This window comes from Pseudomonas sp. NFX71 (genome assembly GCF_048079215.1).
GTDB lineage: Bacteria > Pseudomonadota > Gammaproteobacteria > Pseudomonadales > Pseudomonadaceae > Aquipseudomonas > Aquipseudomonas fluorescens_B.
In genome coordinates this window covers 597,540-614,828 of the sequence record NZ_CP182230.1, presented here as the reverse complement: position 1 = coordinate 614,828, position 17,289 = coordinate 597,540, and the positions used below count along the sequence as shown (strand labels likewise).

Below are 17,289 nucleotides of genomic sequence, written 5' to 3'. Positions count from 1 at the left end.
GCTTCGTCGTCATAAGCTGTCGCGCCACTGTAAATTATTCCGTATGAGCGGTAGACTTCCCGGCTTTCCGTAGAACCCCGTGGAGTGATGGCATGGCGGACGTAAACAAGGTCGTTCTGGCGTATTCCGGCGGCCTGGACACTTCGGTGATCCTCAAGTGGCTGCAGGATACTTATAACTGTGAAGTCGTGACCTTCACCGCTGACCTGGGTCAGGGCGAAGAGGTCGAACCTGCACGTGCCAAGGCTCAGGCCATGGGCGTGAAAGAGATCTACATCGACGATCTGCGCGAAGAATTCGTGCGCGATTTCGTTTTCCCGATGTTCCGCGCCAACACCGTTTACGAAGGCGAGTACCTGCTGGGTACTTCCATCGCTCGTCCGTTGATCGCCAAGCGCCTGATCGAAATCGCCAACGAAACCGGCGCTGACGCCATTTCCCACGGCGCCACCGGCAAAGGCAACGACCAGGTTCGTTTCGAACTGGGCGCCTACGCCTTGAAGCCAGGTGTAAAAGTGATTGCACCGTGGCGCGAATGGGACCTGCTGTCCCGTGAAAAGCTGATGGATTACGCTGAAAAGCACAACATCCCGATCGAGCGTCACGGCAAGAAAAAATCCCCGTACTCGATGGATGCCAACCTGTTGCACATCTCCTATGAAGGCGGCGTGCTGGAAGACACCTGGACCGAGCACGAAGAAGACATGTGGAAATGGACCGTCTCCCCGGAGAAGGCTCCAGATAAAGCGCAATACCTGGAACTGACCTATCGCAACGGCGACATCGTTGCACTGGACGGCGTCGAAATGACTCCGGCTACGGTGCTGGCGACCCTGAACCGTATCGGTGGCGAACACGGCATCGGCCGCCTCGACATCGTCGAGAACCGTTACGTGGGCATGAAGTCCCGTGGCTGCTACGAAACCCCAGGCGGCACCATCATGCTGCGCGCCCACCGTGCGATCGAATCGATCACCCTGGACCGCGAAGTGGCTCACCTCAAAGACGAGTTGATGCCTAAATACGCCAGCCTGATCTACACCGGTTACTGGTGGAGTCCTGAGCGTCTGATGCTGCAACAGATGATCGATGCTTCCCAGGCACACGTGAACGGCGTTGTGCGCCTGAAGCTGTACAAGGGCAATGTGATCGTCACGGGGCGCAAGTCCGACGAATCGTTGTTCGACGCCAACATTGCGACATTTGAAGAAGATGGCGGCGCTTACAATCAGGCGGATGCGGCTGGCTTCATCAAGCTAAACGCCCTGCGCATGCGCATTGCGGCGAACAAAGGCCGGAAGCTTTTCTAAAGTTTCTGACGCCTTGATGGAATTTGTGGCCTTGTTTTCGACAAGGCCACAAATTTGGGAATAGGGTTTTTTTCTGACATTGCGATTCATCTTTCTTCTTGTTTTCGCAAGCGGCATTTTTGCCTGCTTCTCTCCTTTCGATCGTAAACGCTACTGACCGCTGTGGGTCAGTCTGGCGAGTTGATCAATGACCGTCACATGGCGTGAGCTCACGTTGTAAGCAATGCAAAACGGTGCACCGTTGCGTTTCTTTACGTGTCTGAAAAATTTGAGCGCGTTTTCTTTCAGCAGATTCTCTGACTCGGCACTGGTGAGAAACACGACCACTTGCGCCGAATCGCCCTTGGGCAATCGAATCCTTTCCAGAAGCTCGCGGAATTCGATTTTTCTGTTCATCCATCTTGCATCAATGATGTGCAGGTCCTTCAATTTCTCCGGCAATTCGATGTGATGCTGGACCGATAGACTTTCTCGCCCTCTGTTCTCGCCTGGCGTGCCTTGAGCAATATCCGGACGCTCGGCATTGTCCATGACTTTTATGAAGTGTTTTCCTTTCTCAAAATCGGACGGCGCATAGAGCGATCGATAATTGAAGTTAAGTGTGGCGAAGAACAGTAGAAGCAAATAAAACGGAAAGCTGATCAAAAACCAGATGTAGAGTTCTCTTTCCTTGTTATCGAGGAAAGGCAGGGAGACGGCTGCCGACGTTTCAGACAGTGTTGCGAATATGGCGATGACTGTCATGGGGGTGGTGATTCTTTGTTTGGGTTTTGTCATGTTTCGTACTCATATAGGTTTGTCTTTTCTCTATTGGTTAATGGCTGATAGTTGTTTTGCAGTTTTTATATTAGCTGTGAATTTATTGTTGGCCTATGTCTGTTTTATTTCGGTTAAGTTGTTGTGGAATGTAAGATTTTGTATATGTTGTTTTCAATGTGTCTCGCGAACCCTGAAATGCAGGTGTCCGTTAAGGGTAGCTCAACTGTAGGCGCAGGTCGGACCACCGATATCGATTTATTATTTTGGTTTTGATTTTTCAAATTGATACAAAAAATTTGTTGAAGAGTGTAATGTCATAAAGCAAATAAAGTTTCCGACGTGCAGCTCTCGAAGGTTTCTTGTAAGAATATTCCTCATTGTTTGTAGGGAATGTCTCTCGGTGTGGGTGACCGGGAGGGGCGGCGTGCCATGGGTGAAACGACTAGGCTATTGTGCGGGCTCTAAAAATTCGAACAGCGAAAATTGGACTTGCCCATGAATAAAGTGCTGATCGTGGATGATCACCCCGTCATTCGTCTTGCGGTACGTATGCTGATGGAACGTCATGGCTACGAGGTCATTGCAGAAACAGATAATGGCGTGGATGCATTACAACTGGCTCGTGAACATATGCCGGATATTGTCATCCTGGATATAGGAATACCGAAGCTGGATGGACTGGAAGTCATTGCGCGCCTTGTCTCGGCAGCAATGCCAATGAAAGTACTGATATTGACTTCCCAGGCACCTGGACATTTTTCGATGCGTTGCATGCAGTCTGGCGCTGCCGGATATGTTTGCAAACAACAGGATCTCACTGAGTTGCTCAGTGCAATAAAAGCAGTATTGTCTGGCTACAGTTATTTTCCCAATCAAGCTTTGCATACAGTGCGTGCCAGTCTGGGGAACGCCAGTGAAGCCGATATGGTGGATCGTTTGTCGGGGCGGGAAATGATGGTTTTGCAACAGTTGGCCCGGGGCAAGACCAATAAGGAAATTGCCGATGGAATGTTCCTCAGCAATAAAACCGTCAGCACTTACAAGACTCGCCTGTTGTTAAAGCTCAATGCGCGGTCCTTGGTGGACTTGATCGAACTGGCTCAACGCAATGGGCTGGTGTGACTGCACCAGCGCTTCACGGGACTGGGTGAATGGGTGTTTTCGAGGTTTCGCACTTAAAAAAAAGCCTCCGTTTCGGGAGGCTTTCAGGTGTTATAGGTCAAAATCGTAATCGGCCAACTGTTTTTGCAGTCGGCGCTCCTCCAGCAGGTTGTCGATCGTGCGGCGTTTGCTCAGGTTGGTCTTTGCCACTTCAACCACCGGTTCCGCATCATCGGCCTCAATGGGTGTGAAGTCCTCTTCTACGTCCAATTGCTCTTTGCCAGTGCTCATAAGGTTAACTCCAGGCTAAGACTGCCTTTGGCGCCCCTTATAGCGACAATCTCTGCGTGGGTAAAAAAGATTTTTTCAATCGATAAATCAAAAAACCTAATAGCGCCTCAATCGTCCGAAGTCTTGTGCTTGTATTCGCACAGGTCTTCGATCCGGCAACTGCCGCAACGGGGCTTGCGGGCCAGGCAGACGTAACGTCCGTGAAGAATCAGCCAGTGATGGGAATCGAGCAGGTATTCCTTGGGCACAAACTTCATCAGTTTTTTCTCGACCTCGACCACGTTTTTACCCGGCGCAATGCCGGTACGGTTACTGACCCGAAAAATGTGGGTATCCACAGCCATGGTCAGTTGGCGAAAGGCAGTGTTGAGCACCACGTTGGCGGTTTTGCGGCCGACGCCGGGTAGCGCTTCCAGCTCTTCGCGGGTCTGCGGTACTTCGCCTCCATGGCGTTCCACCAGCAAGCGACAGGTCTCGATCACGTTTTTTGCCTTGCTGTTGAACAGGCCGATGGTCTTGATGTATTCCGACAATCCCTCGACACCCAGTGCATAAATCGCCTGCGGCGTGTTGGCCACCGGGTAGAGCTTGGCGGTGGCCTTGTTAACGCCGACATCGGTCGATTGCGCTGAGAGAATCACGGAGATCAGCAATTCGAAGGGCGAGGAGTAAGCCAGTTCGGTCTTCGGTTCCGGGTTGTCTTCATGCAGCCTGCGGAAAATTTCCAGACGTTTTGCAGCATTCATGGGCAGTGCATTTCCTCGAAAGCGGTCAGTGTGAGGGATTCGGGCGGGACCAGGCCTGCCATGCAGCGATCACCAGACCCAGCAAAATGAATCCACCGGGGACCAGAGTGACCAGGTGCAGGCCTCCATAGCCGATGAGTTCGCGCAGCAGGCCCAGGCCCACCATCAGCGCACCGAACAGGCCACACAGGCGAAGGCGGTCACGTAATGCGCTCTGGAAGAAGCCTATGTGATCAAGAACGACACATTGCAAGGCGATCAGTCCGGCATAGATTCCCACCTGCTGATGCCATTTGAGTGATAAGACTTGTGCGGCGATCTCCGCGCAACTGGTCAGCGTGGCGGCCAGCAAAATGCCGGCAAACAAACGGGCAGACGGAACAAGTCGTGGTCCCAGGGCCGCCATGCCGACGCCGTAGGCACTGATCACCACAATGAACATCAACCACAGGCCCAGCGCGGTCATCCATGAGCCGGTGGCGCCGATCAGCGGTGCGAGCATCAGCGAGTTTTGCAGCGTCGATGACTTATTCATGGGGGACTGATCCCGATCAACTGTTGCTGATGTTCATCGAAGTAGCGCAAGGCATCGTGGATGGCGTTGATCACGGCTCTTGAAGTGATGGTCGCCCCTGCGATCTGATCGAACTGGCCCTGATCTTTTTTCAACGCCCAGCCATTGTCAGCCGGTTCGCTTCGCGATTTGCCGGCAAAGTCATTGAGCCAGGCATTTGGCCAGTCGGCAATGCGCGCGCCCAGCCCCGGAGTCTCGGATTGCCTGAGGGTTTTGACCCCCACCAACTTGCCGTTTGCGCCTATGGCGATCAACAAGTCGATGCTGCCCGCATAACCCAATGCCTGACTGCGCAACAAAACGATACTGGGTTGGCCGGCCTTGGTCGCGAGGTAGCCGCCTAGCAATGTGCTATTGGTCAATCCCGTATCGTCGAGGCGCAACGGTTGTTCCAGCGGTTGATTGTCGTAGCTGTCAGCGGGCAGCAGGTCCAGCAGGTTGCGGCTGTCGATCAGGCGCTGTTCGTTCGCAATGCGTGGCGCGCTACTGTGCTGCACAAGGTAAGTTGCGCCAATCCCCACGCCTGCCAGCACCACCAGAATCACCACGCTCGACACTCGGCTCATGGCGCAACTCGCTCCTGTCTCGACGTGACAAACCGGTCCAGCGCCGGCACGCAGAGGTTCATCAGCAGCACCGCAAACGCCACGCCGTCCGGATAACCGCCCCAGGTTCGAATCAGGTAGGTCAGCAGCCCCACACCCGCGCCGAACAGCAGTCGCCCGCCAGGGCTTTTGGCGCCCGACACCGGCTCCGTGACGATAAAGAACGCCCCCAGCATGCTTGCGCCGGTGAGCAGATGAAACAGTGGCGAGCCATGGGAATCGGATCCCGAGCCGTTCCAGCACAGCAGGCTGATGACGAACAGGCTGGCAAGCATGCCCACCGGCGCATGCCAACTGAATACCCGTCGTTGCAGCAGAAACACGCCGCCCGCCAGAAAGGCGAGGTTGACCCATTCCACGCCGCGCGCACCGACGTGGCCGAAGGCCGGATTGCCCGCGAAGAGTTCGTCCATGGTCAGGCTTTTATTGATTCGCAAGCTGTCCAGTGCCGTGGCCTGGACCCAGGCATCCGGCGTCTGGCTCAGGCTGAAACCGAACACTTGTCGCAAACCACCGAGCAGGTCCATGCCGTGGGAGGACGGCCAATGGGTCATCTGCTGGGGAAACGTCACCAGCACCAGGGCAAAACCGAGCATCGCCGGGTTGAACGGATTTTTCCCGACTCCGCCATACAGCTGTTTGCCAAACAGCGCGAACGCCGCGGCACAGACCGTCAGCCACCACGGGCAATACGGTGGCAAGGCCAGGGCCAGCAACGTCGCACTGACCAACGCACTGCCGTCGCTCAAGGTGGGTTTGAGCTCCCGCTTGCGCAACTGCAACACCACCGCTTCAACGGCCAACGCAGTAACGCCGGCCAGCATCAGGTTGATCAATACCCCCCAGCCATACAGCCAGAACAACACCAGCATGCCCGGCAGGGTGGCCAGCAACACCAACTTCATGGCTTGCTGCAGGCGCTCGTCGACCGATTCAAGGGGCGACATAGGCATCCACCTGACGCTCGGCTTCCTGGAGACGGGCGCGCGCCTTGTTCATCAGCTCGGCAGGTGTGTCGTTGCGTCGTTCGAGTTTGCTGACGTCAGCGCGAGCGTAGGCCAATTCCGTTTTCAACTGACGAAGCTGGTTGTCGATGGGGCGTTTTTCAACACGCGCCAGGTCAGGTAAAGGTTGTTCGCTCGCAGCCTCCGCGGTGTGGAGGGCTGTTTCGGCGTCGCCGAGTGCGTGTTCCAAGGCTTTGATCTGTTCGGCCGGCGCCTCGCTGGCCTGGGCTTTCTTGAGTTCGGCGCGGCGCATGGCCAGCTGGATTTTCGCCCGTTTCAGCTCGGCGTCCTTCACTGGCGCCGTGGGCACGGCGGCTGGCGGTGCACTGCTTTCCAACTGCGCCAGCGCTTGTTCGGACGCCTCAAACTGCTGTTGCAGGACAATCAGTTGCGATTGCTGTTCGAAGGTCGGCGGATGGCCGAACGCCTTGAGCGATTTGTTCAGTTGGGCACGGCTCATTGCCAGATCGATCTTGGCTTTTTTCAACGCAGCGTCGGCATTCGCCGCTTTTTGCGCACGGACCCTTTCCAGCGCGGCCTGAACCGGGTCGAGCGTTGTCACTTCAGTGTGTTGCGCCGCGCGGTGTGCCCGAGCCTGGCGCTCGGCGAGTTTCTGTTCTTCTTCGCGATGCAAACGTGCATTGCGCTGTTCAAAACGGCGTCGTGCGTGATTGCGTTTGGCGGTGCGCGCCTGTTGTTCTTCAGGGCTGAACGCCAGGCCACCGACAATCGGCAACACCGTGGCCAGCGGCAACGGATGCATCTCGATGCAATCCACCGGGCAAGGCGCCACGCAGAGGTCGCAACCGGTGCATTCGTCGATGATCACCGTGTGCATCAACTTCGCTGCGCCGACGATGGCATCTACCGGACAGGCCTGAATGCATTTGGTGCAGCCAATGCATTCGGCCTCTCGGATGTAGGCGATTTGCGCCGGTGCCGGACCGCGACTGACGTCCAGTTCCAGCACCGGTACTTTCAGCAACTCGGCCAGCGCCGAGATGGTTTCGCTGCCCCCCGGCGGACACTTGTTGATCGGCTCGCCACTGGCAATGCCCTCGGCGTACGGCTTGCATCCGGGGTGGCCACACTTGCCGCACTGGGTCTGCGGCAAAAGCGCGTCGATGCGTTGAATCAGACTCATGTTTTGATCAGTCCGCTGAATCCGAGAAAAGCCACTGCAATCAATCCGGCGCCGATCAGGTCGATCGGCAGGCCGCGAAAGGGCAGGGGAACATCGTTATCGAGGGTGCGCTGGCGCAAGTCGCAGAACAGACTCAGCACCAGCCAGAAACCCAGCCCGGCGCCTAGGCTCAGGGCTGTAGCGTGGAAAAACCCCTCGTCGTCCCGCACGTTGATCAACGCCAGCCCCAGGACGCCGGCATTGCCGAGAAGCAATGGCCAGAGACCTTCGAACGAAAGCGTGGAAAACACCTTCGGCAGCAACGTCAGCAGTGGCGCGATCAGCAAAACGCTCAAGGGTAAAAACACGAACAGGCCCAGCGATCTCAACCCCAACGGCACCAGCAGTCCGTGGTAAAGGGCATGACCGAGCATGCCGACGATCAGCATCAGGCAGGTCGTCGCGATACCCAGCGCATGCACCTGGCGGCGCTCGGCGCTCAGTAGCGGATCGACGCCCAGCGGCCAGTGCAACACGAAGTTGTTGATCAGGGCAGCGCTGATAAGCGTAAGAACAATCTCGGTCATGATCGTCTGTATCCATACATTATTGCTGGTTGCTGGATAACTCTGCAGGAGCTGCCCGACTTCAGAGACATTATGGGCCAGACATGAAAATCCCACAGTCACGCCGGGCACGACTGTGGGATCGGTTTCGCGCAGAACCTTACTTGATGCGCTGACCCGGCTTGGCGCCGCTGTCGGGGCTGAGCAGGTAGATTTCTTCACCGCCAGGGCCGGCCGCCATCACCATGCCTTCGGAGATCCCGAATTTCATTTTCCGTGGCTTGAGGTTGGCGATCATCATGGTCAGGCGACCATCGAGCTTGGACGGGTCCGGGTAAGCGCTCTTGATTCCGGAGAACACGTTGCGTTGCTCGTCACCGATGTCCAGGGTCAGGCGCAGCAGTTTGTCGGCACCTTCTACATGTTCGGCCTTGACGATCAGCGCGACGCGCAGGTCGATCGCGGCAAAGGCGTCGAAATCGATCTCTGGCGAAAGTGGATCCTTGGCCAGTTCGCCGTTGCCGGCAGGTGCCGCTTCGCCCGTGTCGGTCTGGCTCGCGGTCAGGTCTTCTTTCGAAGCGTCGGTCATGGCTTGCACTTTCACCGGGTCGATACGGGTCATCAACGGTTTGAACTCGTTCAGCTGATGGTTGCTGAGCAAGGTCGCGTGGTCGTTCCAGGTCAGCGGCGCGACGTTCAGGAACGCCTCGGCATCGGCGGCCAGCAATGGCAGCACCGGTTTGAGGAAGATCACCAGTTGGCGGAACAGGTTGATGCCCAGCGCGCAGATGGCCTGGACTTCGTCGTGCTTGCCTTCCTGTTTGTTCAGCGACCACGGTGCCTTGTCGGCGATCCACGCATTGGCGCGGTCGGCCAGGCCCATGATTTCGCGCATCGCACGGGCAAAGTCGCGAGCCTCGTAGGCTTCGGCGATGCTTGGCGCTGCGGCAAGAAACGCTTCGGTCAGTTCCGGTGCGGCGTTACCCGCTACCAGCACGCCGGCGTTGCCTTTGTGGATGAAACCGGCGCAGCGGCTGGCGATGTTGACGACTTTGCCGACCAGGTCGGAGTTGACCTTCTGCACGAAGTCTTCGAGGTTCAGGTCGAGGTCATCGACGCCACGACCCAGCTTGGCCGCGTAGTAATAACGCAGGTATTCCGGCGACAGGTGATCCAGGTAGGTCCGGGCCTTGATGAAGGTGCCACGGGACTTGGACATTTTTTGACCGTTGACGGTCAGGTAGCCGTGCACGTTGATGCCGGTCGGTTTACGGAAACCGGCGCCTTCGAGCATCGCGGGCCAGAACAGGGCGTGGAAGTTGACGATGTCCTTGCCGATGAAGTGATACAGCTCGGCCGTGGAATCCTTGGCCCAGAACGCATCGAAATCCAGCTCCGGCTTACGGTTGCAGAGGTTCTTGAAACTGGCCATGTAGCCGATCGGCGCGTCCAGCCAGACGTAGAAGTATTTGCCTGGCTCGCCCGGAATTTCGAAACCGAAGTACGGCGCATCGCGGGAAATGTCCCACTGTTGCAGGCCGGCATCCAGCCATTCGGCGATCTTGTTCGCGACGGCGTCTTGCAGTGTGCCACTGCGGGTCCAGGCTTGCAGCATTTCCTGGAAGTCCGGCAGCTTGAAGAAGAAGTGCTGGGAATCCTTGAGCACCGGGGTAGCGCCGGAGATCGCCGACTTCGGATCCTTCAGGTCGGTCGGTGCGTAGGTCGCGCCGCATTTTTCGCAGTTGTCGCCGTACTGGTCTTCAGTGCCGCATTTCGGGCAGGTGCCCTTGATGAAGCGGTCGGCCAGGAACATTTTCTTTTCCGGGTCGAAGTATTGCGTGATCGAGCGCGTGGCGATGTGCCCGGCGTCACGCAGCTTCAGGTAGATCTGGCTCGACAGCTCACGGTTTTCTTCGGCGTGAGTGGAGTGGAAGTTGTCGAAGTCCACCAGGAACTCGGCAAAGTCGGCGCTGTGTTCAGCCTGGACGTTGGCGATCAGTTGTTCCGGGGTGATGCCTTCCTTTTCCGCACGCAGCATGATGGCCGAACCGTGGGCGTCGTCGGCGCAGACATAGATGCATTGATTGCCGCGGTGCTTCTGGAAGCGCACCCACATATCGGTCTGGATGTATTCCAGCATGTGGCCAAGATGGATCGAACCATTGGCATAGGGCAGGGCGCTGGTGACGAGGATCTTGCGTGGCTCGGACATGGGGCTCGGCTACTTGATGAAACGGAGGTCGGCCACTATAAAGCGCTGGCGCATATTTTTCACCCCGTCAGCCTGTTTCCGGTTGCATCGAATGCCCAAACCTGTGAACAGGCAGTAACAGCGTGAAAATGCTTGTGTGTGGTGAGGGAGCTTGCTCCCGCTGGGTGGCGAAGCCGCCCCAAACCCTGCAACCCGTTTTCGGCGGAAGGAGTGCGTCTGCCTGATTGCGACTGCTTCGCCCGGACGCGGATCGGCCGGCGGGAGCAAGCTCCCTCGCCACAAATGTATGTCCGGCGTAGGATACCTGCCTGATTTTCCAGTCTTGCTATCGGAGTTGCCCATGAGCGCCGTCAATCGCGCAGCGGTGGAAGCCGTCCTTCGCCAGTACACCGACCCTTACCTGAACCAGGACCCGGTCAGCGCCGGATGCGTGCGCAACATCGACATCCAGGGTGATCGCGTCAGCGTCCAGCTGGAGTTGGGGTACGCCGCCGGTCTGTTCAAAAGTGGCTGGGCACAGATGCTGCAGATGGCCATCGAAGGCCTCGACGGCGTCACCAGTGCCCGCGTTGATATCACCACTGTGATCGCCGCGCACAAGGCGCAGGCGCAGATTCCGGGCCTGGCCAACGTCAAGAATGTTGTCGCCGTGGCGTCCGGCAAAGGCGGCGTGGGCAAATCCACCACCGCCGCCAACCTCGCGCTGGCCCTGGCCCGCGAAGGCGCCAAGGTCGGGATCCTCGACGCGGACATTTACGGGCCGAGCCAGGGCATCATGTTCGGTATTCCCGAAGGCACCCGACCAAAGGTAAAGGATCAGAAGTGGTTCGTGCCAATCGAGTCCCATGGCGTCGAAGTGATGTCCATGGCGTTCCTGACCGACGACAACACGCCGATGGTCTGGCGCGGTCCGATGGTTTCCGGCGCGCTGTTGCAACTGGTCACGCAAACCGCGTGGGGCGACCTGGATTACCTGGTCATCGACATGCCGCCAGGCACCGGTGACATTCAGCTGACCCTGGCGCAGAAAGTCCCGGTGGCCGGCGCGGTCATTGTCACCACCCCGCAAGACCTGGCGTTGCTGGACGCGCGCAAAGGCGTGGAGATGTTCCGCAAGGTCAACATCCCGGTGCTGGGCGTGGTGGAAAACATGGCCGTGCACATCTGCTCGAACTGCGGGCATGCCGAGCATCTGTTCGGTGAGGGCGGTGGTGTGAAACTGGCGAACCAATATGGCGTTGAACTGCTGGCTTCGTTGCCGCTGGCAATGGCCATTCGCGAACAGGCCGACGGCGGCAAGCCAACGGTGATCGCCGAGCCGGACAGCCCGATCGCGCTGGTCTACCAGGAACTCGCCCGCCATGTCGGCGCGCGGATTGTGTTGCAGGAAGCGGCGACCCCGGCGATGCCGAATATCACCATCAGCGACGATTGATGATCTGAAATACGATCCCCTGTGGGAGCGAGCCTGCTCGCGATAGCGTTAGATCAGTCAACTCATCTGTTGAATGGCACACCGTTATCGCGAGCAGGTCCGTCGCCCCCACAGTTGTTTTGCGTCGGGGTTTAGATCCGCAACCCGCCATCCATCTCCAGGATCCGGCCGGTGTAGTAGTCATTCTCGAAAATGTACGCCGCCGAGTGGGCGATTTCTTCCGGCTTGCCCATCCGCTTGAGCGGAATCCCGGACGTCATTTTCTCCAGCGCTTCAGGCTTCATGCCCAACGTCATCTCGGTTTCGATAAAGCCCGGAGCAATACCCGCCACACGAATGCCGTAGCGCGCCAGCTCTTTTGCCCAAGTCACGGTCGCTGCCGCGACACCGGCCTTGGCAGCGGAGTAGTTGGTCTGACCGACGTTGCCGGCACGGGAGATCGACGAGATATTGATGATCGTGCCGTTGTTGTTCAGCTCGACCATTTTCGCCGCGACTTCACGGGTGCACAGGAACACGCCGGTCAGGTTGACATCGATGACCGCCTGCCATTGAGCCAGGCTCATCTTGGTCATCTCGCCGTCCTTGACCTTCAGCAGCAGGCCGTCGCGCAGGATCCCTGCGTTGTTGATCAGACCATGGATCGCGCCGAAGTCTTCGGCCACCTGGGCGACCATGTGCGTCACTTGCTCTTCATTGGCGACGTTGCACAGGTAGGCGCGGGCCTCGACACCCTTGGCCTTGCACGCGGCAACGGCGTCATCGAGCTTTTCCGGGTTCAGGTCAACCAGCGCAAGCTTCGCGCCTTTGCCGGCGAAATACTCGGCCATGGAGCGGCCTAAACCCTGGCAACCGCCCGTGATAATGATTACTTTGTCAGTGAGTTGCATTCGCATGCCCCGGTAACAGGTTGAAGTGGTCTTCCTGCAAGAGAGCCTCTCGATCTGCACCGGACGTGCACATGAGAACTGCCCCGATGGCGGACTGTAACTTTCATCAGTCGCCTGTCCGTTTTTTCGACGGATTCTATATAAGGAGTCATAAATTGAGCGTTGAAGCGGCCAAGAATGCCCGAGAATTGCTTCTCAAGGAATACCGTGGAGTGCTCTCGACGCACTCCAAGGCGATGCCCGGCTTCCCGTTTGGCTCGGTGGTTCCGTACTGCCTGGACGGGCAGGGTCGGCCGCTGATCCTGATCAGCCGCATCGCCCAGCACACGCATAACCTGCAAAAAGACCCGAAATGTTCGCTGTTCGTGGGCGAGCGTGAAGCCGAAGACGTGCAAGCCGTCGGTCGCCTGACTTACCTCGCCGAAGCGCAAAAGCTTGAGGACGAGGCCGCCATCGATGCGGCGGCCGAGCGTTACTACCGCTATTTCCCGGATTCGCAGAGCTACCACAAGGCCCACGATTTCGATTTCTGGGTGCTCAACCCTGTGCGTCACCGCTACATCGGCGGTTTTGGTGCGATTCACTGGGTCGATCAGCTGACACTGGCCAATCCTTTCGCGGGCAAGGCGGAAGTGAGCATGGTCGAGCACATGAATGCCGACCACGCCAAAGCCATCGCCCACTATGTCGAGCTCGCCGGCCTGCCGGACACCGAGCCGGCGCAATTGGCCGGGATCGACTCGGAAGGCATGCACCTGCGCATCGGCCAGGGGCTCTACTGGCTACCGTTCCAAGCCCCATGTAATACGCCGACACAAGTACGCGAAGCCTTGGTTTTTCTGGCTCACGCCGAGCATTGGCCGAAAAATGAAGTGGCCGACGCTTGAATTCACGCAATGGCGACGTCATCTAGGGAACACTGGCAAGGCATTCTTGCGTTGAGGAACCATTTGATGCGCCCTTTTTTATTGCTCTTTGTACTGTTTCCGGTGTTGGAGCTGTTCGTATTCGTCAAGGTGAGCGGTGCAATCGGGTTTTTCCCGGCCCTGCTACTGGTCATTCTCGGCTCGATGCTCGGCGTGTTCGTGCTGCGTATCGCCGGCCTGGCAACCGCGCTGCGTGCGCGTGAAAGCCTGAACCGCGGCGAGCTGCCGGCCCAGACCATGCTCGAAGGCCTGATGCTGGCCCTGGCGGGTGGTTTGTTGATTCTGCCGGGCTTCGTCACCGACGTGCTGGGCCTGATCATGTTGCTGCCGATCTCTCGCCGGTTGCTGGCCAATAAAATGCGCCAGCGCGCCGAAGAGGCGGCGATCCGTCAGCGTGCGTTCGCCGATGACCTTCAGCCTCGGGGCGGTCCTGCCCCGCAGCAGCCGCTGGGCCGCGAGCCGAACGTGATCGAAGGCGAGTTCGAGCACCGGGATTCCAAGTAAACCGTTTCACCTGCACGGCACCTTCGGGTGCCGTGTTCGTTTTCGGGTCATGGATGTAAAAATTTTCGATCCGCGCCCTTGTAATAAGCTTATGCGCCCTTATGTAACGGTCACCGCAAGGTTTCTGGCGATCATGCCAGACAGACTTCCGCGGTTCGCTTGACGAACCGCACCCGGCACTGCCGGATTTGTTAAACCCGCCGGGAATACACCGGCCGATGAAAACCACAATTAGGAGAGATCGACAATGAAGCTTCGTCCTCTGCATGACCGCGTCGTCGTCCGTCGCAGCGAAGAAGAAAAGAAAACCGCTGGCGGTATCGTCCTGCCAGGTTCGGCTGCTGAAAAGCCAAACCAGGGCGAAGTCCTCGCTGTAGGCCCAGGCAAAGTTCTGGAAAACGGTGAAGTGCGTGCGCTGTCCGTGAAAGTGGGTGACAAGGTTGTGTTCGGCCCTTACTCCGGCAGCAACACTGTGAAAGTTGACGGCGAAGACCTGCTGGTCATCGGCGAGAGCGAAATCCTCGCTGTTGTCGAAGGCTGATTTCCCGCTCATTTTCCCGCTACTACAAAGTATTTAAGGAATATCGATCATGGCTGCTAAAGAAGTTAAATTCGGCGATTCCGCCCGTAAGAAAATGCTCGCCGGTGTCAACGTCCTGGCTGACGCAGTAAAAGCGACCCTGGGCCCTAAAGGCCGCAACGTGATCATCGAGAAGAGCTTCGGCGCTCCGACCATCACCAAGGACGGCGTGTCCGTCGCTAAAGAAATCGAACTGAAAGACCGTTTCGAAAACATGGGCGCGCAGCTGGTCAAAGACGTTGCCTCCCGTGCCAACGATGACGCAGGCGACGGCACCACCACCGCTACCGTTCTGGCTCAGTCGATCGTCAACGAAGGCCTGAAAGCCGTCGCTGCCGGCATGAACCCGATGGACCTGAAGCGCGGTATCGACAAAGCGACCATCGCGATCGTCAAAGAGCTCAAAGCCCTGTCCAAGCCTTGCGCTGACACCAAGGCCATCGCTCAGGTCGGCACCATCTCGGCCAACTCCGACAACTCCATCGGCGACATCATTGCCGAAGCCATGGAAAAAGTCGGTAAAGAAGGCGTGATCACCGTTGAAGAAGGCTCGGGCCTGGAAAACGAACTGTCGGTTGTTGAAGGCATGCAGTTCGACCGTGGCTACCTGTCCCCGTACTTCGTCAACAAGCCAGAGACCATGACTGCCGAGCTGGACGGTCCGCTGATCCTGCTGGTCGACAAAAAGATCTCGAACATCCGCGAAATGCTGCCAGTCCTGGAAGCCGTTGCCAAAGCCGGCCGTCCACTGCTGATCGTGGCTGAAGACGTTGAAGGCGAAGCCCTGGCGACTCTGGTTGTGAACAACATGCGTGGCATCGTCAAAGTCGCAGCCGTCAAGGCTCCAGGCTTCGGCGACCGTCGCAAGGCCATGCTGCAGGACATCGCTGTTCTGACTGGCGGTACCGTTATCTCCGAAGAGATCGGTCTGAGCCTGGAAAGCACTACCCTGGAACACCTGGGTAATGCCAAGCGCGTGATCCTGTCCAAAGAAAACACCACCGTGATCGACGGCGCCGGCGTTGAGGCTGACATCCAGGCTCGCGTTCTGCAGATCCGTCAGCAAGTGGCCGACACTTCGTCCGACTACGACCGTGAAAAACTGCAAGAGCGTCTGGCCAAGCTGTCCGGCGGCGTTGCTGTGATCAAGGTTGGCGCTGGTTCCGAAGTTGAAATGAAAGAGAAGAAAGCCCGCGTTGAAGACGCCCTGCACGCTACCCGTGCAGCCGTTGAAGAAGGCGTGGTACCTGGCGGCGGCGTGGCACTGGTTCGCGCTCTGCAGGCAATCTCCGAGCTGAAAGGCGACAACGATGACCAGAACGTTGGCATCCAGTTGCTGCGTCGCGCTGTTGAAGCGCCACTGCGCCAGATCGTTGCCAACTCCGGCGACGAGCCAAGCGTAGTGGTCGACAAGGTCAAGCAGGGTTCGGGTAACTACGGTTACAACGCTGCCACCGGCGAATACGGCGACATGATCGAAATGGGTATCCTGGACCCGGCCAAAGTGACTCGTTCGGCTCTGCAAGCGGCTTCGTCGATTGCCAGCCTGATGATCACCACCGAAGCCATGATCGCCGAGATCAAGGAAGACGCACCAGCTGGCGGCGGTATGCCAGACATGGGCGGTATGGGCGGCATGGGCGGCATGATGTAAGCCAGCCTTACCCCGTACGAAAAAACCCCGCCTGCGAAAGCAGGCGGGGTTTTTTATTGCCTTTGATGTGGGGCCGTCCGGAGACCGAGTCGCGATGATGTCAGTTCAAACGCTAACCGCTTGTGACTTGGTAACCCGCTCAACGTTGGTAGCCGGGCGATACAGGGTGTAGTAGTACGATCCCAGACAAATGAGCCAGCAGAAAATCGCCGTCCACACGTTGTGCGAGAAAAAGTGCGCGCCCTGCATCATCCGGCTCACGGAAAACACCGTGCCCAACGTGAAGGCAAAAATAAAGGCTTTACGTGCCAGACGCGGACGCCGATCCCGCAGCACAAAGAACAAGGCAAACAGCGTGAACCCGGTCGCGGCATGCCCGCCGGGCCAGCAACGGCCGGGTTTGTCCGTCTGCGGGCGAGGGCTGAGGAGTTCGCTGTAGGTCTCATGCCCGCCGAATTGTTCCAGACTCCACGGGCATTGAACCGCCGTCACCGCTTTCATCGGCGTGACAAAGGATGTCGCCAGTCCCAGGGACAGCACCATACAACCCAATTCCCGTTTGAACGGTTTGAGCCTGTCGATGAAAAAGGCACCGATGAAACCGAAAATCGCGAACACCGAGAAGGCGATGACCACTTGCTTGGCACGGTCATGCAGGATGTCTTCGAGGAAAAAACTGTGGCGCCCGATGAAGTCTCCAGCCGCCGGGTCATAGAACAGCCGGGCCAGGTCCATGTCCAGGGACGTCAGTTCGAGCAGCACCAGAATGATCGCCGCAACGACGGGAACACCCAGGCACACCCAGAAATTGAGCGGGCGAGAGGCGGGGCGGGCAAGGGTCGAAACCATGGCAGTTCCTTAGTCGGTAAGTTCTTGAGAGCGCAGCCGCGCGGAGTTTGAACCCGGTTGTGTCGCTGCTGTGTGAATCGATAGTGAAAAAGTCGTCAAGGGCTCGACAGGTTTGCCGGCAGGGTTTTCCACTGCACGCAGTCCTAGCCCTCAGCCACGC

General features: G+C 57.8%; 18 protein-coding genes. 7 read left to right on the top strand and 11 right to left on the bottom strand.

Annotation, left to right across the window (positions count from 1 at the left end; translation table 11 throughout):
• The first annotated feature begins 92 nt into the window (after positions 1–92).
• Positions 93–1,310 carry an argininosuccinate synthase gene (locus ACM1ZW_RS02835; protein WP_007898502.1) on the top strand — a complete coding sequence of 406 codons (1,218 nt, stop codon included), beginning with the start codon at positions 93–95 and terminating at the stop codon, positions 1,308–1,310.
• Positions 1,311–1,460: 150 nt separating this feature from the next.
• Here ACM1ZW_RS02835 and ACM1ZW_RS02830 read toward each other — a convergent pair whose 3' ends face one another.
• Positions 1,461–2,087 carry a hypothetical protein gene (locus ACM1ZW_RS02830; protein WP_414877831.1) on the bottom strand — a complete coding sequence of 209 codons (627 nt, stop codon included), beginning with the start codon at positions 2,085–2,087 and terminating at the stop codon, positions 1,461–1,463.
• Between the two features lie 477 nt (positions 2,088–2,564).
• On the opposite strand from ACM1ZW_RS02830, the gene ACM1ZW_RS02825 reads away from it, so the two are divergent.
• On the top strand, positions 2,565–3,191 hold the full coding sequence (locus ACM1ZW_RS02825) for a response regulator transcription factor (protein WP_017340565.1): 627 nt from the start codon (positions 2,565–2,567) through the stop codon (positions 3,189–3,191).
• A 90-nt stretch (positions 3,192–3,281) separates the two neighbouring features.
• Here ACM1ZW_RS02825 and ACM1ZW_RS02820 read toward each other — a convergent pair whose 3' ends face one another.
• The 8 genes from ACM1ZW_RS02820 to metG form a co-directional block, all read right to left on the bottom strand.
• The gene (locus ACM1ZW_RS02820; RefSeq protein ID WP_017340564.1) at positions 3,282–3,461 is read right to left on the bottom strand and encodes a PA3496 family putative envelope integrity protein; all 180 of its coding nucleotides are present in this window, start codon (positions 3,459–3,461) and stop codon (positions 3,282–3,284) included.
• Between the two features lie 107 nt (positions 3,462–3,568).
• Positions 3,569–4,207: an endonuclease III gene (nth, locus tag ACM1ZW_RS02815; RefSeq protein ID WP_008032146.1), complete on the bottom strand. Its 639-nt coding sequence runs from the start codon at positions 4,205–4,207 to the stop codon at positions 3,569–3,571.
• A 25-nt stretch (positions 4,208–4,232) separates the two neighbouring features.
• A complete protein-coding gene (locus tag ACM1ZW_RS02810) occupies positions 4,233–4,742 on the bottom strand; it encodes an Rnf-Nqr domain containing protein (protein WP_414877832.1) in 510 nt (169 codons plus the stop codon).
• Positions 4,739–5,347 (bottom strand): RnfABCDGE type electron transport complex subunit G, encoded by a 609-nt coding sequence (locus ACM1ZW_RS02805; protein WP_416740140.1) that lies wholly within the window; start codon positions 5,345–5,347, stop codon positions 4,739–4,741. Before ACM1ZW_RS02805 ends, ACM1ZW_RS02810 begins: the two co-directional genes overlap by 4 nt.
• Entirely contained in the window at positions 5,344–6,333 is a 990-nt protein-coding gene (locus ACM1ZW_RS02800) for an RnfABCDGE type electron transport complex subunit D (protein ID WP_416740138.1), read from the bottom strand. Before ACM1ZW_RS02800 ends, ACM1ZW_RS02805 begins: the two co-directional genes overlap by 4 nt.
• Positions 6,320–7,534, bottom strand: a complete 1,215-nt coding sequence (gene rsxB, locus ACM1ZW_RS02795; RefSeq protein WP_416740137.1) for an electron transport complex subunit RsxB — start codon at positions 7,532–7,534, stop codon at positions 6,320–6,322. Before rsxB ends, ACM1ZW_RS02800 begins: the two co-directional genes overlap by 14 nt.
• On the bottom strand, positions 7,531–8,100 hold the full coding sequence (locus ACM1ZW_RS02790) for an Rnf-Nqr domain containing protein (RefSeq protein ID WP_416740136.1): 570 nt from the start codon (positions 8,098–8,100) through the stop codon (positions 7,531–7,533). Before ACM1ZW_RS02790 ends, rsxB begins: the two co-directional genes overlap by 4 nt.
• 139 nt (positions 8,101–8,239) lie before the next feature.
• Positions 8,240–10,291 carry a methionine--tRNA ligase gene (gene metG, locus ACM1ZW_RS02785; protein WP_017340558.1) on the bottom strand — a complete coding sequence of 684 codons (2,052 nt, stop codon included), beginning with the start codon at positions 10,289–10,291 and terminating at the stop codon, positions 8,240–8,242.
• 340 nt (positions 10,292–10,631) lie between these two features.
• Here metG and apbC point away from each other — a divergent pair, with 340 nt between their 5' ends.
• Positions 10,632–11,726, top strand: coding sequence for an iron-sulfur cluster carrier protein ApbC (gene apbC, locus ACM1ZW_RS02780; RefSeq protein WP_416740134.1), 1,095 nt, complete (start codon positions 10,632–10,634; stop codon positions 11,724–11,726).
• A 131-nt stretch (positions 11,727–11,857) separates the two neighbouring features.
• Here apbC and ACM1ZW_RS02775 read toward each other — a convergent pair whose 3' ends face one another.
• Entirely contained in the window at positions 11,858–12,616 is a 759-nt protein-coding gene (locus tag ACM1ZW_RS02775; RefSeq protein ID WP_017340556.1) for an SDR family oxidoreductase, read from the bottom strand.
• Positions 12,617–12,771: 155 nt separating this feature from the next.
• Between ACM1ZW_RS02775 and ACM1ZW_RS02770 the strand changes: the two genes are divergently transcribed.
• The 4 genes from ACM1ZW_RS02770 (at position 12,772) to groL (ending at position 16,280) form a co-directional block, all read left to right on the top strand.
• Positions 12,772–13,503 carry a HugZ family protein gene (locus tag ACM1ZW_RS02770; protein WP_017340555.1) on the top strand — a complete coding sequence of 244 codons (732 nt, stop codon included), beginning with the start codon at positions 12,772–12,774 and terminating at the stop codon, positions 13,501–13,503.
• Positions 13,504–13,569: 66 nt separating this feature from the next.
• Positions 13,570–14,046: an FxsA family protein gene (locus ACM1ZW_RS02765; RefSeq protein WP_017340554.1), complete on the top strand. Its 477-nt coding sequence runs from the start codon at positions 13,570–13,572 to the stop codon at positions 14,044–14,046.
• Positions 14,047–14,293: 247 nt separating this feature from the next.
• Positions 14,294–14,587 (top strand): co-chaperone GroES, encoded by a 294-nt coding sequence (locus tag ACM1ZW_RS02760; protein ID WP_017340553.1) that lies wholly within the window; start codon positions 14,294–14,296, stop codon positions 14,585–14,587.
• Between the two features lie 49 nt (positions 14,588–14,636).
• Positions 14,637–16,280, top strand: a complete 1,644-nt coding sequence (gene groL / locus ACM1ZW_RS02755) for a chaperonin GroEL (protein WP_008032122.1) — start codon at positions 14,637–14,639, stop codon at positions 16,278–16,280.
• A gap of 105 nt (positions 16,281–16,385) precedes the next feature.
• On the opposite strand, the gene ACM1ZW_RS02750 is transcribed toward groL, so the two are convergent.
• A complete protein-coding gene (locus tag ACM1ZW_RS02750) occupies positions 16,386–17,129 on the bottom strand; it encodes a phosphatase PAP2 family protein (protein WP_414877836.1) in 744 nt (247 codons plus the stop codon).
• Positions 17,130–17,289 lie beyond the last annotated feature (160 nt).